This window comes from Enterobacter sp. PP-008-ECC_S150 (genome assembly GCF_045257065.1).
Taxonomy (GTDB): Bacteria; Pseudomonadota; Gammaproteobacteria; order Enterobacterales; family Enterobacteriaceae; genus Enterobacter; species Enterobacter chengduensis.
On sequence record NZ_JBJHHG010000025.1, the window covers coordinates 18,721 to 30,588 of the forward strand.

Here is an 11,868-nt window from a genome sequence, read left to right on the forward strand (position 1 = left end):
TTACATCCGTAGTTGAGTGACTTTTCCGGTGGGTTTGATGATCGGGAATTGCTTCACGATGAAATAACCACCAGCGTCGTTTGGGTGATCGTTGTCGGCTGATTTATCCGGCTCGCCGTTTGCCGCCCATACCTGCTGTTCAAGGCTGTCTGTATACACCGGGCAGCGAGCAATGTTAACTTTGTAGCGGCGCTCACCGTTGCCGTTGCAGAACATGGCATTCATGGAGTTAATGCGATCCTTTACCGGCGGGTTGGCTGCGTTCACCACCACGCTGAATCCGGCCTGCTTGAGCTGCGCAATATCGGTGGCGCTGGCGTTATTGGACTTTCGTGAATCGCCGGAGGCATCCGGATAGATGTAAATCTGCCTGGAGGCAACATAGCGCCCGCCCTCGTAGCGCCAGAACTCTTCCTGGATACGCTTTATCATGGCCGGTGTGTCATAAACTTTTATCAGCTCACGTACCGCGCGCGGCTCGCCATTGCGAAGGACGTGGACGATGGCCGCCATTTTGCCTACGTTAAAGTCCATGCCGATATAGAGCGGTTCGCCTGCCTGTTCTTCATCAATACAGTTATTCAGACGTCGATCGAACTGGTGATAGATGGTGCCGCTGGTCAGGTTGGTGAAGCGCCCCCTCAGATACGCCTTAATCAACTCCGGCGGGTAGGAATTCATCAGCGAAGGAATGTAATCCGCGGGCAGGTTCTTCGCGTTGTCGAACGTGCTGGCCTGAATCAGTCCGTACAGCGCCGCAAGCTCTGGTTTTTCACGCACCGCCTTCACGAATTGCTGGTAAACGAATTTGAACCCCTCCGGCGTTGTCGTGACGTCAATACCGTTACGCAGCCCATCAACCTTGTAACGCATACGGGCGATGATTTTTCGCCATGCTTGCTGCGCTTTGGCAGCCGCCATGACATCCAGCTCATCCACCATCGCGTTACCGATTTTGAAACCAACTATCGAGCCGGGCTTCTCCATCGAGCGGCATATTGTGGTCCCGCGGAACCGCCGCCCCTCGTAGAAGTGAACCTCTTTGTTCCCCTCATTGATTTTTACGCTCAGCCCCCAGTCAAAGGCCACCTCTTCGATCGTCGGGTAGAAGATGTCACGAATCTGCGGGTACGTCGGCGCGAAATAACCCTGGTTGATTTTCGGGTGTTCCCACATCCCTTTGCAGATGCCGCCACAACCCACCCACGTTTTACCGGAACCGAACCCGGCAACGTAGGCTTTAAACTTGTGCTCCATCGCGAGGAAGCGCGCCTGAGGAATGTTAAGTGTCGGGCTGATCCCCATCTTCTTCCCTCGCATCCACTACGTTGATGTTGATCTGCACTGGTGTTGGTTCGTCATCATCACCATCACCGGCCAGCTCTTTGCGGAGTTTCTCAATCTCCAACTGCCGGCGGTCGATTTCGATTTGCTGGAGGCGCTGCGCGAATTCGCTATCGGCCAAGCCCAGGCGCTTCATTACGGCTTCGTACATACGTTCGCGGCTGATTGCCGTTATCTCGACACCATTCTTCCCTAGCTTGACGCCGGAATACGCCAAAGCAGCGTCAGGGGGGAGTTTCCTGGTATCAGCGAAGTAAGGCTGGCCAATGCCATCGCCATTGCAGCGCGGGCAAGCAGGGTTAGGCTCACGGGTGTGGTCATAGCCGTAACCACCAACATCGACGGGCTCGCGTTTATCGCGTTCTGTAGCTTCCAGCCGCTTCTCTTCGAACTCCACCATATCGCGCCACTGGTACTGGTGACCGAAGCCCCAGCAGTAACGACATGCGCCGCGGCGATACTGTGAAAGCTGATTTGCATCGAAAGTGGCGAGTTGCCACATCTGCGCGAGCACTTCATCGGCACTGCCAAGCGTGCGCGCAATAGAGGCTTTCTGCTGCCGCGCAATGGCATGGGCAACGTTAGGATTCGTTATGAGCTGGCGACCGTAGTTTGGGTCACTATAACCAGCACGTGCAGCTGCAGCGGTGGCGTTGTTGTCCTTCAGGTGTTCCGCGACAAATAAGCGCTGCTGAGCGGTAAGCCCATCATCATCCACCAGCTCATTTGCGCTTTTATCTTTCTGCGCAGTGCGCATTTTTTTCTGCGCAGGTTTTTGCGCAGTTTGCGCAGAAGGTTTTTTGATATATCGACGTGCGGTAGCGTAGTTCAGTCCCTGCGCTTCACACCATTCCTTTGGTGATACGCCGGTTGCGGCATGTTCGGACAGGAACCGTTGCTGAAGCTCGCCCCAGTCCGGTTTTGCCATTCTTTCCATTCCTGTTTCAGATAACCATTATCAAGCCCACCAGCTGATGAGCTTTGTAGTGGTTAACAGTCAGCGTCACTTTGGCCAGCTGATAAAAAACATAAAGCCGATGAATGCGAAAAACAGCCCAGCGGCTGCTGCAACAACGATTAGAGTCCAAACAAGAATTGTTCCGATGGTTGCGATCACTTGGACCTCGCTAATTTTGGTTTCTGGCAGTTCGCCTGCCACGCTTTGTTATGCGCCAACTTGCTTTTGCTGGCTTGTAGATGGATATTGCTGGGATGAAACACATGGAGATAACCAAATGAAGCAGATTCTTTTTGCGTGGTTTGTTTTAACAAATACCTTTGCCTGCATCACCGCCAGCATTAACGTGAACAACTCACTAATGCTTGATTCAGCTGTGCCGTGGATTGTTGGGATTTCTCTTGCAGCAATCACTAATTACTTATTGGCTAAAAAACTGAAGAAAAGCGGTTTTCTTTAGCACATCCTTAAGGCATTGATGTATTGACTATTTCAGGCACTGCGTGCGGATGTAGTCCTGCAGATAGCCGACCTGCTTCGTCACTGTGACGATTCGCTCTCTGAGGTTGAAATAATCCCGTTCAGCGGAGTCAGTAAGTCGGGGGCCGGTAGCATCGCCCAGGCCGCCGGTGCTGGTCGTTCCGTTCGCGGGACAGTTTGCGTTGAGCTGCAGCCGACGCTTGCCAGAAGCAACATCGCGCTCAAGCTGATCGATAGTAGCTTTGGCATCAGCCAGTTCTCCGGTGTATTTGGCATCCAGCGCAGCCAAATCTCGCTGGCGCACCTGCATATCTTTGATCGTGGAGTTAGCCAGGTTGAGAGCTTTGGTGGCTTTATCGCGCTGGTCTTTGTAGGTGATAGCATTGTCTCGGTATCGGTTGACGAAGAACGTCAACACACCAATTAGGACCACTACCAGCAATTGCATCCAGTAACGCTTAACCAGCGCGCTAATCATGACAGGAACAGAGCGCGCTCCGCCTCGCGCCGACGGGCCAGGCCATTCAGGACTTTACCACCAGCTTTATTCCAGCGCAGGAACTCATCAGCTGCGCCAGCGTAATCACTGGCGTTGAGTTTTCGCAGGAGCGTAGATGTTGACAAAGACCGGGCACCGAGATTGTAAGTGAAAGACACCAGAGCATCGAATTGCCCCTGAGTCAGATCGACTTTAACCAGGCGGGACACGTCACTTTCGTAGCTGACTAGTCCTGTCTTCAGCAGGCGTTCTGCCGTTTCCTGCTTAATCGTCATCCCGGCGCGGATCGGTTTGCCGTCGACAGGCTGAGTCCACCCATAGCCAATTGTCCACACTCCGACGCTGTCCTGGTACGCGGTGAGCTTGCAGCCTTCGAACTGCTTGATTAGGGCAAAGCCTTTATCACTAGTTTGCATTCTTCATCCCCGTTATGTGTTCCCAGAAGTACGTCAGTGCCACGAAGCCCATCGCTCGGCTGATACTTACCGCCTTTTGAAATTGTGATTGGTTCATTAGTGCCTCAGTGCATCAACCAGGCGCGCAACGTTGCCTCTTACGGCCACCAGCACGGAAAGGAAAATGATGTTGGCCCCAATAGTGGCCCATGACGAATGAGGATAAATCCCACACAGGTAAGCCAGTGGCACAGCGCTGTACGTGACGGTAATCAGCCAGGCTAAACGCGAAACCCACGGACGATGCCGGGAATCACCTCGACGGTAAAACATCAGGGTAACCACCACTCCGGCGCAGAGCAGGGCGTTTAATGTTGCAGTTGGGTCATTTAGTACCACCTGAACCTCCCCGGCGCGTTATCAGCGCCACCAGCGAGCCGACATCCTGGTTGTTCAGGAACGTCAGGATTTTGACGGCTAATGCGGAAATGATTACGGCACCGATGGCGTCAAGAGGTTTATCACTATATCCGGTCCAGGCAGACAGCTTTGAGCCTACCAGCCCGGAACATAAGATCCCGGCAATGTACGACACGACAAAATATGCCAGTCGACGGGTCGCACTCAGATCAGCAGCTGTCGCGATATAGAATACAGCTCCTGCAAATGCGCCAAAAACCACGCCATAATCGGTACCTGTAAGCAGGCCATAGATACTGGCACCCGTCAGAGCACCACCGGCTAAGCCAGTGCCGGAAATCGGATCGGACATAGGTCCCCCTCAATGCTGTGAATCCTCTCAGTAAATTTGAGGGGAAATAAGAAAGCCCCGCATATGCGAGGCTCTAAAAATTCTTTGCCACTTCCCGGAGTGGCCACGCTCATGCCTTTGAGGTGCTGTCGCTTAATCGCCGCTCATAACCGGTGCGCGTTTGGCGTTCGCGCTGCTTTACCGAAGCTACTTTTAATTAGAACCTTAACCCGATGCTATGCAGGCTCGCTCAATGGCGACTCAGGGCAGCATCATGACTGCTGCATGGCCTTTCGGTTGCGGTCTGTCCGTTTTAGTTGTGCATTTTCTTCCCTCCAGAAATGCAAAAGCCCCACGGCGTAAACCGCAGGGCTGAATTTTCATGCTGGCCGAAACGATTGAACGGATTCCCAGCGTTAGAGTTGATTCTAGACGAAAATTCCGCGAACCTCAATATCTTTTTTCTATAATGATTCCGATTTGTAGAAATTCATCCTACTTTGTAACTGACTTTAAAGCTTTGTCTGCATAACCTTCTTGCCTGTGGCATTCCTCCACCAGCAATTCAAACAGCGGTTGCACATGATCGTAAGCAGTGGTTTTTTTTACATCCCATACGGTACGAACGCCTTCCAAAACATTGGAGAATTTAAGTCGTGCATAACCTCTCCCCGTGCACCGGTCACAAACTTTCATAACCGGCACGCCCTGTTCGTCAGTTTTCTCCTTATCCAGCACCTTCCCTTTACCGTGGCAGCGACAGGCATTACTGATAACGCCTTTACCTTTGCACGCTTTGCATAGAACCCTCGCGTTCTCCCGAACTGATTTCCACTCCTCCCAGTACGAGGGGAAAACGCCCTTGGTAACTTTTGCCCATTTTGGTGGCTTTCCGTCCGGGTACTGAATTTTATTGGTGAAAACTTCGACTTCGGTAAAGCCGCTACCATCGCAGCAGTCACATCTGCGCACACTGGCCGCGCTGCGCGCATAATCCTGGTATGCAAAAGCACACATAATTTCGAGCACGCGTCGGCGAACTTTTTCATCGAGTTCTTTAACTGATTTGAAGCGTTGGGATATCTCAACAGCTGAATCATAGAGCGCCTCCATCGCCCGGTCTGGGCTACTTATGCCAATCTTTGCCAGGTAGAGATCAAAGCCAAATCCGCACTTCGCGTTAACCAGCCCAAGTGCGGCCATCACGTCAGTTCCGGTCAGGCAGTCGGTGGCTGTCGCCCTCGAGGAGTCACTGAACATCGGTGATTTAGGCGCGAAGTATTTAGCGATTGATTCGAGGTTCATTGGGCTGCTCCTGCTGAATGATAGATACGAACAAAATTACGAAGAATGCGGTAATCCACCAGCACCGATCCCCGGTAGCGGTAAATGCGAAGGCGCTGCCAGCGCGCGCGGAGTTTATCAAGCGTTTCTGGCTTCATCTGGCCTCCTCGATAATGATTTGCCCGGTTTCTCCCCAGATTTTGGTAACCCGTCCGTCCCAGACATGGCTATCCTCGTCAAACACTGCATCCAGCAAAGCTTTCTCCAGGTTGTCTTTGTCCGGCTTTTGTTGATGTGGCTGGCCGACATATTGGGCCCGCTTTGCCTTACTCCAGCTCTTTGGCATGGGGATAACGAAAGTGACGTGATATCCGGACTCAGGCAAACGGATGCCCAGCAACCTGACATGCTCTTTGTATGCCCAGTACGCTGCAGTTTCTGGTCGTTTATGCCATCGGTCACGCTGAGTCATTCTGGGCTTGCCAATCGGCGTAATTTCGTAAATTTTCATGCGGGCACCACCAGCCCGCGGCGGGCAACTTCAATCACTGTCAGAACAATCGCGCGGTCCATAAGCTGCCGGCGCTCTTCCCTGTTCAGCTTATTCCCGTTATCAATGCCGTCATGACAGCAAACGCAGAGCGCAGCTGTCGCACAGTCATCGGTTTTTAATCCCATGCCTTTCCCTTCGTTCCGATGTGCCACCTGCGTTCCCCATGCCCACAAAGAACACAACGCTCGATCTGCCCGACGGCGGCGAGCCACTTTTTGCTGCGATAAATAGCCATGCTCACCCCCATATCCGGTTTTGCCACTGGCGATTTATACGCGGTGGTTTATTGCCTTCAGGCAGCCGGGCACTGACGGTCCAGGTGAGATAATCGGGGTTCAGGCTGCGCTCTACCTTTACGCCGCGGCGCTGATATTTCGCCATGAGTTCATCGGCCTGCTGGGTTGAGCAATCGGTATGATGGAACCAGGTATGCTTCATCCCCATCACCCCGCGAAGCTCATGAGCTGCGCAGCGGCGTTCTCTGCCTCGCGCTGGTCCCTGAACGCTTTTGACAATATCCAGCGCCAGAGGACATCGAGCGCGGCTTTGTACAGCTGCTGGAACTCGGTTTCGTCCATGTTCGCGAACGAGATGCTGCGAGGATGTTTCTGAAGAGTGCCATCCGGTAGCTTTATGGCGTCGTAATGCCCGGCCTGAATCGTCACCCAGGCGCGGTATGCATCGAAGGATTTACAGAGGCTGATCCCGTTCGTGACGCGGCGACTCGCTACCTGCTCAAGATAGTGCTCAGCGGCATCTAGTAGTGCTCCTTCGTTGCCGCCATAGGAGGCCAGAAATTTAGCGTAGCCGGTAACCAGCTTGCGCTCATTGGAGGAAATCGCGCCGCCGGTCGGCTCCCAGTATTCGAAGCCCAGATTCAGCAAAGCGAAGAAACGGCGATGAAACGCTGGATTGCGTACCTGTTTGAAGTCGGCCACCAGCACGGCGCCGAGCTTGATTTTTGATTGCAGAAAATCGCTGCTCTCCGGCGTAGCCGGGATCAGGATCCCTGAGGACTGTTTGATGAGTTGTAACTGCGCCATGGTTTTCACTCCGTGGCGCATCGATGTCAGGTTGCTGGTTGTTCAGGCCAGCTCAAGAATTATGATTGCGTACGTAGTGACAAGTCAATTTTTTGAAGTCATTTCCCTTACAACTTCCATTATGGTTTCCTTCGACCAGTATCGATCGTCCCTGCTTAGTTTTCTGTGAGTTATGGAACTGTCGTTGGTGGAAATTATATACCGCTCCTCCGCCCTCATACTGAACGTCAGCAGCTCTTTTCCTTTCCCATCGGTTATGGTCACTCGTAGATCTGACTGAGCTACACCCTCCACGAAATCCCCCTGAGCGACATACAGACGCGATTAGAAATTGTCGGCAGCAGCATCAAAGGGATTCGCAAATTGCGGTATTCTGAAAATGCGCGCTACCCCTGTGTGCAATCTTAATAGAACCAGTCGTCTGCACTTTCCCAGGTTTCCTGAAGAATCCCCTCGACCGTCTTCTTTGCTTCCTTTTCACCGCCGTAAACACTTAGCCCATCCGAACCTGCACGACGAATAACAAGGCTGCAATCTTCAAAATGATTCTGGAGTCGTTTTAAAAGTTCTTTTTCCAGCGCCGGTACTGCGCCATTAGGAAGTTTTTTAGTACGATCAATGGTTAATTCAACTTTCATTGTGGCCTCCTTTGCTTGCACTGTATTTTTATACAGTATACCTACATGAAAAAATGGTCAACGCCTTAAGAGCACAAAATGTTAATCCCATGTCAGGAAGTAAAAATAAAACCCGCCGTAGCGGGTTGAATAATAAGCCTTTTCTATGCTGCAATTTCTTTCGATTGGCAGAGTTCAGGGAGATTTGCTCTCACCAGCGCCTCGGCGAACGGCGGCGGAACGGCATTACCGCAGCGGGCTACCTGCTTATCCTTCGCATACTTCACGCCGCGGTAGTCTCTGTCGATGATGTACCACTCAGGGAAGCCCTGCGCCCGGTATAGCTCATGTGGCTGCAGCATGCGCATGCCAATATCTACTATGCGATACACCACCCCTTCGATGGTCACCAGGCCAGTGCTTTCCGGTCCGCAGTATTCGCGTAGGAACTCCAGCACCTGCTGCGCGCGCTGCTCGTCGTACCCGTCTACGGCCAGCATGGTTTTAACCTCTCCGACATGCGTGCCACCAGCGGTAATGGTCGGCATTGGCTGGTCGGTGCGCTGTCCGTCCCGACAGGTGCCTCGCAACTTCACGAGGTGAGAGGTAACCGCGGCATGGTGATTTCCCGTGGTGATGGTATGCGTTGGCTTCCCCATCTCTCCGCCCGGATGGCCAGTGTTATTGACCATCAAGTGCGCAGCGACAACTGCATGGTGATCAACAGTTGTCACTGAATGCATCGGCTCGTCCATACCCACCCCGGCCCCCTGGTAATTCCCGCCATAGTGCTTCACCAGATTCGCGGCCACCAGCCCGAACTTGCCGCCACCGGCGACGACCGTGCCCAGTGGCTTATGCAGACCTGGGACACGAGGCTCCTGCCCAGGGCGTTCGCCATAGCCCATCTGAATAAGCGTGGGCATCACCAGCTGCGATTTTCCGCCGCCACCAGCAGTGATTGTCGCGCTGGGTTCGTCTGCCCGATGTCCTACGCTGGCGCCGAACTGCCTGGCGATAACAGGGGCAACCACGCACGCACGGGACTGCTTCATGATGGTATGTGCTGGCTTGTCCAGCGGTCGCGGCTTCGCCTGGTATTCACTGCCGCCGTTGCCAGCCAGGAACGGTGTAAGCGCTGCCTCAACTACTCCGAGAGCATGCCCATTGCCGCCCGGGCGCCGGGATGTGCCAGCGGTGACCGTTGGTACCGGCTCAGTTACTGGTTGCCCGGTGGCGCCGGTGCGGAACTTGGTCAAGTGCGGCACGGCTATCGCATATCCATGGGTTTTGGTAATGGTCTGCAGCGGTTCCTCCAGCGCCTGGCCGCGGAAGCAGTCGTATTTACCTTTCGTCGTGGTGTGGTTGCACTTCACGATAAACGGCGCCGGGTTATCCAGGACAAAACGCTGTATGCCGCGGGCAATACGCTTCAGCGTATTCTCCGCCAGCGGCTTTTTGCGCTCAAAGATTGACGGCGCACCAATCGACCAGTCGATGCACTCTGCAGCGGTGCGCCATGGCGCCAGCCTGCCCATTTGGACAGCAGGCGACTTCGGATCCGCGTGGGTTGCTTGCGGCCAGGCGACCGGCTTCCCATCCCGGCGCATCACCATGAAAAAGCGTTTCCTGATGGTCGGAGCGCCATAGTCGCATGCACGCAGTTCGCGATAGTCCACGTCATAACCGAGCCCGGCCACTAGCTGCTGCACCTGCTCACTCTCCGGTGACAGCTGCAGGAACTCGCAGCATTCCAAAAGCGCAGGATGATCAGCGGGCACTCCGGTGCTAAGCATGCCGATAAACGCCTCGAATGTTTCACCGGCGCGCTCAGGATCCGGTCGCATCTCTCCGACCAGCAACGGCCCCCACGTTTTAAATTCTTCAACGTTCTCCAGCATCATTACGCGCGGGCCTACTTCCAGCGCCCAGCGAATAACGATCCACGCCAGTCCGCGAATCGCTTTCTCAACTGGCTTAGCGCCCTTGGCTTTTGAGAAATGACGGCAGTCCGGCGAGAACCAGGCGAGCCCTACCGGGCGACCTGCAGTAGCAATCTTCGGCTTTACCTCGTACACGGATTCGCAATAGTGCAACGTGTCCGGATGGTTGGTAGTGTGCATCGCCACGGCGTTCGGGTCGTGATTGATCGCGATGTCCACGCTCCGGCCGGTAGCCAACTCAATGCCCGTACTCGCCCCGCCGCCTCCGGCAAAGTTATCAACGATAATCTCTCTCACGCGTATTCCTCCATGGCGGCGGCCAGCGAACGGGCAGCAGCGACAATTGACGGTACCGGCATTCGTTCCAGCCACATCCGATTGATGTGATGCTGCAGGCGGCGCTGGTGGTGCGCCGGGAGATCCCCGGCGTTTTCAATCTGGCTGTAGACCATTCCGACTTCGGCAGGCCAGACAGTTTCTGATACCTCCACAAGCAGCAGGCTTTCCAGTTCAGCTACTCGCCTGCAGGCGTATTGCAATAACGGGTCCATATCAGCCCTCCTCGTAGAAGCGGACACCGGCATTAGCAAGAGCAGCCAATACATCATCGCGTGCATACCATTCGCCGTCAGGTTCTTCTGAGCAGGAATATGACTGCACGTCAAAGCGCTGGGGCAGCTTCACCTCCCGCGCCTCCAGCTCAGCATTCCGCTGGTCTTTGGCTTCCAATTCACCAAGCAGCGCCAGAACGCGCTTAGCCAGCCAGCATTTCTCTTCGTCGCCGTAAGGATTGTCAGCAATCTCTCTGAGTCGACCAGTGCTGATATCACCGCCATCAGCGCGGTAAGGTTTAGGTGTCATTTGGCTGCTCCAGGAATGAAGTAAAGCACCCAGGCATAAGCAATCAATGCCACCAAAATCCGTACCGCCAACATCGGTTTGATGAAACGGAAGGGGTTTTGCCACATCACAAAAGCCATTACCCCCAGCGCTGCTGTAGAAATTCCGATAACTACCAACGTAACTTTGATCAACTCCCATGCCTCACTCATTCTGATGCTCCCCTGTGCGTAAAACGCTCCCTGTCAAAGTCGATGACAGCTCGCTGGTCGCGGAAAATGCCGCACCGGCCGTGGCGGATGAGGTTCCCCCGCTCCACCGCAACTCGGATGTATTTCTCAGCGGTGGTGCGATGCAGGCCAAACATTTCAACGATGTCTTTGGTCGTTGCGTGGCCATACTTTTTCACCATCTCGATGATCCAAGCGATGAACAGGCTGCGTTCCTCATGGGTCTTAGGCCTTGCCATTCTCCACCTCCGCGTTTACCAGCTGCTGCACGAGATTTTTATGCCGACCAACAACGCGCACCGCATCGCGCAGTTTCTCCAGGCTCGCCAGCTTGTTTCTGGTGCGGCGGATTTCGCGGGAGATCACCCGAGCGGTCGGAATGGTCTGGGCAGTTGCTCGCCCTTCGGTGAACGAGGGGATCTCCCTGATAATCTGCGCGATATCCTTCGGCTGCGCGGTAGCGGCCAATTCAGGCTCAGCACTGACTGCAGTTACATATTCAGCAGCAGGTTCTGGCTCCGGTTCGGGCGAGGTCGCTGGCAGCGACCACGTTACGCCTTTGCCCTGCCCGTTCTTCACCACAAGGCCCACGCGTTCCAGCGCGCGCATTACGGAGGTCATGCCGCGAGCGTTACGGTTCACAGCTGTTGCCAGTGAAGGGGTATCCATGGCGCCATTCTTTGCCAGGAGACTACGAATAACAGCCGGGTCAACTGGTTCAGGCGCTTCGCCATGTAGTGCAGGCTTAGGCTGGGGAACGAAAGCAACACGCTTAGCATCTTTAGCCGAGCCAATGAACCAGCCACCGTCGGAGAAATCACAAAGACCTTGCTCGCGCTGTTCGCGCAGCATGTTCAGAGCCTCGACAGGCTCGACATCCAGACGGGCAGCCACTTCGCGGTAAGTCGCCCGGCCCATTTTTTCCAGTACT

Annotated in this window: 18 protein-coding genes and 2 pseudogenes; 1 reads left to right on the forward strand and 19 read right to left on the reverse strand. The window is 54.3% G+C overall.

What is annotated here, in order from left to right; translation table 11 throughout:
• Together ACJBF3_RS21885 and ACJBF3_RS21890 are read right to left on the reverse strand one after the other, a co-directional pair.
• Positions 1 to 1,305: a terminase large subunit domain-containing protein gene (locus ACJBF3_RS21885; RefSeq protein ID WP_303757357.1), complete on the reverse strand. Its 1,305-nt coding sequence runs from the start codon at positions 1,303 to 1,305 to the stop codon at positions 1 to 3.
• Positions 1,283 to 2,272, reverse strand: coding sequence for a terminase small subunit (locus ACJBF3_RS21890; protein ID WP_406545264.1), 990 nt, complete (start codon positions 2,270 to 2,272; stop codon positions 1,283 to 1,285). The genes ACJBF3_RS21885 and ACJBF3_RS21890 overlap by 23 nt, the downstream gene beginning before the upstream one ends.
• A 58-nt stretch (positions 2,273 to 2,330) precedes the next feature.
• Here ACJBF3_RS21890 and ACJBF3_RS21895 point away from each other — a divergent pair, with 58 nt between their 5' ends.
• Positions 2,331 to 2,762, forward strand: a complete 432-nt coding sequence (locus ACJBF3_RS21895; RefSeq protein ID WP_231107245.1) for a hypothetical protein — start codon at positions 2,331 to 2,333, stop codon at positions 2,760 to 2,762.
• Positions 2,763 to 2,789: 27 nt separating this feature from the next.
• Here the strand turns inward: ACJBF3_RS21895 and ACJBF3_RS21900 are convergent, their stop codons facing one another.
• From ACJBF3_RS21900 to ACJBF3_RS21980, 17 genes and pseudogenes are all read right to left on the reverse strand, one after another.
• Complete coding sequence (locus ACJBF3_RS21900; RefSeq protein ID WP_406545265.1) at positions 2,790 to 3,260, reverse strand: lysis protein; 471 nt, start codon at positions 3,258 to 3,260, stop codon at positions 2,790 to 2,792.
• A complete protein-coding gene (locus ACJBF3_RS21905; protein ID WP_063409928.1) occupies positions 3,257 to 3,697 on the reverse strand; it encodes a lysozyme in 441 nt (146 codons plus the stop codon). Before ACJBF3_RS21905 ends, ACJBF3_RS21900 begins: the two co-directional genes overlap by 4 nt.
• Positions 3,698 to 3,793: 96 nt before the next feature.
• Positions 3,794 to 4,075: a phage holin family protein gene (locus tag ACJBF3_RS21910; protein ID WP_074162809.1), complete on the reverse strand. Its 282-nt coding sequence runs from the start codon at positions 4,073 to 4,075 to the stop codon at positions 3,794 to 3,796.
• Positions 4,062 to 4,448, reverse strand: coding sequence for a phage holin family protein (locus tag ACJBF3_RS21915; protein WP_213839338.1), 387 nt, complete (start codon positions 4,446 to 4,448; stop codon positions 4,062 to 4,064). The genes ACJBF3_RS21910 and ACJBF3_RS21915 overlap by 14 nt, the downstream gene beginning before the upstream one ends.
• A 474-nt stretch (positions 4,449 to 4,922) precedes the next feature.
• Positions 4,923 to 5,732 carry an antitermination protein gene (locus tag ACJBF3_RS21920; protein WP_406545266.1) on the reverse strand — a complete coding sequence of 270 codons (810 nt, stop codon included), beginning with the start codon at positions 5,730 to 5,732 and terminating at the stop codon, positions 4,923 to 4,925.
• The gene (locus ACJBF3_RS21925) at positions 5,729 to 5,869 is read right to left on the reverse strand and encodes a YlcG family protein (protein WP_406545267.1); all 141 of its coding nucleotides are present in this window, start codon (positions 5,867 to 5,869) and stop codon (positions 5,729 to 5,731) included. Before ACJBF3_RS21925 ends, ACJBF3_RS21920 begins: the two co-directional genes overlap by 4 nt.
• Positions 5,866 to 6,222 (reverse strand): RusA family crossover junction endodeoxyribonuclease, encoded by a 357-nt coding sequence (locus tag ACJBF3_RS21930; RefSeq protein WP_116330018.1) that lies wholly within the window; start codon positions 6,220 to 6,222, stop codon positions 5,866 to 5,868. The genes ACJBF3_RS21925 and ACJBF3_RS21930 overlap by 4 nt, the downstream gene beginning before the upstream one ends.
• Positions 6,219 to 6,499 (reverse strand): annotated as a pseudogene (locus ACJBF3_RS21935) (hypothetical protein). Before ACJBF3_RS21935 ends, ACJBF3_RS21930 begins: the two are co-directional and overlap by 4 nt.
• A gap of 2 nt (positions 6,500 to 6,501) precedes the next feature.
• Positions 6,502 to 6,708: a hypothetical protein gene (locus ACJBF3_RS21940; protein WP_406545279.1), complete on the reverse strand. Its 207-nt coding sequence runs from the start codon at positions 6,706 to 6,708 to the stop codon at positions 6,502 to 6,504.
• On the reverse strand, positions 6,708 to 7,307 hold the full coding sequence (locus ACJBF3_RS21945; protein ID WP_406545268.1) for a DUF1367 family protein: 600 nt from the start codon (positions 7,305 to 7,307) through the stop codon (positions 6,708 to 6,710). Before ACJBF3_RS21945 ends, ACJBF3_RS21940 begins: the two co-directional genes overlap by 1 nt.
• 404 nt (positions 7,308 to 7,711) lie before the next feature.
• A complete protein-coding gene (locus ACJBF3_RS21950) occupies positions 7,712 to 7,945 on the reverse strand; it encodes a DinI family protein (protein WP_048986190.1) in 234 nt (77 codons plus the stop codon).
• A 143-nt stretch (positions 7,946 to 8,088) separates the two neighbouring features.
• Positions 8,089 to 10,164, reverse strand: a complete 2,076-nt coding sequence (locus ACJBF3_RS21955; protein WP_406545269.1) for a DNA cytosine methyltransferase — start codon at positions 10,162 to 10,164, stop codon at positions 8,089 to 8,091.
• The gene (locus tag ACJBF3_RS21960; protein WP_214596935.1) at positions 10,161 to 10,418 is read right to left on the reverse strand and encodes a hypothetical protein; all 258 of its coding nucleotides are present in this window, start codon (positions 10,416 to 10,418) and stop codon (positions 10,161 to 10,163) included. The genes ACJBF3_RS21955 and ACJBF3_RS21960 overlap by 4 nt, the downstream gene beginning before the upstream one ends.
• Position 10,419: 1 nt before the next feature.
• Complete coding sequence (locus tag ACJBF3_RS21965; protein WP_252053121.1) at positions 10,420 to 10,728, reverse strand: hypothetical protein; 309 nt, start codon at positions 10,726 to 10,728, stop codon at positions 10,420 to 10,422.
• The gene (locus tag ACJBF3_RS21970) at positions 10,725 to 10,919 is read right to left on the reverse strand and encodes a hypothetical protein (RefSeq protein WP_252053123.1); all 195 of its coding nucleotides are present in this window, start codon (positions 10,917 to 10,919) and stop codon (positions 10,725 to 10,727) included. Before ACJBF3_RS21970 ends, ACJBF3_RS21965 begins: the two co-directional genes overlap by 4 nt.
• Positions 10,920 to 10,936: 17 nt before the next feature.
• Positions 10,937 to 11,176 (reverse strand): annotated as a pseudogene (locus ACJBF3_RS21975) (DUF977 family protein); the annotation flags it as partial.
• Positions 11,163 to 11,855, reverse strand: coding sequence for a DUF1627 domain-containing protein (locus ACJBF3_RS21980; RefSeq protein ID WP_406545270.1), 693 nt, complete (start codon positions 11,853 to 11,855; stop codon positions 11,163 to 11,165). The pseudogene ACJBF3_RS21975 and the gene ACJBF3_RS21980, both read right to left, overlap by 14 nt.
• Between the last annotated feature and the right edge of the window lie 13 nt (positions 11,856 to 11,868).

Excerpts from the sequence above, each read along its gene's own strand:
- ACJBF3_RS21915 (WP_213839338.1), bottom strand. The coding sequence starts at position 4,448 with ATGTCCGATCCGATTTCCGGCACTGGCTTAGCCGGTGGTGCTCTGACG.
- ACJBF3_RS21980 (WP_406545270.1), bottom strand. The coding sequence starts at position 11,855 with ATGGGCCGGGCGACTTACCGCGAAGTGGCTGCCCGTCTGGATGTCGAG.
- ACJBF3_RS21900 (WP_406545265.1), bottom strand. The coding sequence starts at position 3,260 with ATGATTAGCGCGCTGGTTAAGCGTTACTGGATGCAATTGCTGGTAGTG.
- ACJBF3_RS21930 (WP_116330018.1), bottom strand. The coding sequence starts at position 6,222 with ATGAAAATTTACGAAATTACGCCGATTGGCAAGCCCAGAATGACTCAG.
- ACJBF3_RS21905 (WP_063409928.1), bottom strand. The coding sequence starts at position 3,697 with ATGCAAACTAGTGATAAAGGCTTTGCCCTAATCAAGCAGTTCGAAGGC.
- ACJBF3_RS21940 (WP_406545279.1), bottom strand. The coding sequence starts at position 6,708 with ATGGGGATGAAGCATACCTGGTTCCATCATACCGATTGCTCAACCCAG.
- ACJBF3_RS21945 (WP_406545268.1), bottom strand. The coding sequence starts at position 7,307 with ATGGCGCAGTTACAACTCATCAAACAGTCCTCAGGGATCCTGATCCCG.
- ACJBF3_RS21965 (WP_252053121.1), bottom strand. The coding sequence starts at position 10,728 with ATGACACCTAAACCTTACCGCGCTGATGGCGGTGATATCAGCACTGGT.
- ACJBF3_RS21925 (WP_406545267.1), bottom strand. The coding sequence starts at position 5,869 with ATGAAGCCAGAAACGCTTGATAAACTCCGCGCGCGCTGGCAGCGCCTT.
- ACJBF3_RS21970 (WP_252053123.1), bottom strand. The coding sequence starts at position 10,919 with ATGAGTGAGGCATGGGAGTTGATCAAAGTTACGTTGGTAGTTATCGGA.
- ACJBF3_RS21920 (WP_406545266.1), bottom strand. The coding sequence starts at position 5,732 with ATGAACCTCGAATCAATCGCTAAATACTTCGCGCCTAAATCACCGATG.
- ACJBF3_RS21960 (WP_214596935.1), bottom strand. The coding sequence starts at position 10,418 with ATGGACCCGTTATTGCAATACGCCTGCAGGCGAGTAGCTGAACTGGAA.
- ACJBF3_RS21890 (WP_406545264.1), bottom strand. The coding sequence starts at position 2,272 with ATGGCAAAACCGGACTGGGGCGAGCTTCAGCAACGGTTCCTGTCCGAA.
- ACJBF3_RS21885 (WP_303757357.1), bottom strand. The coding sequence starts at position 1,305 with ATGGGGATCAGCCCGACACTTAACATTCCTCAGGCGCGCTTCCTCGCG.
- ACJBF3_RS21950 (WP_048986190.1), bottom strand. The coding sequence starts at position 7,945 with ATGAAAGTTGAATTAACCATTGATCGTACTAAAAAACTTCCTAATGGC.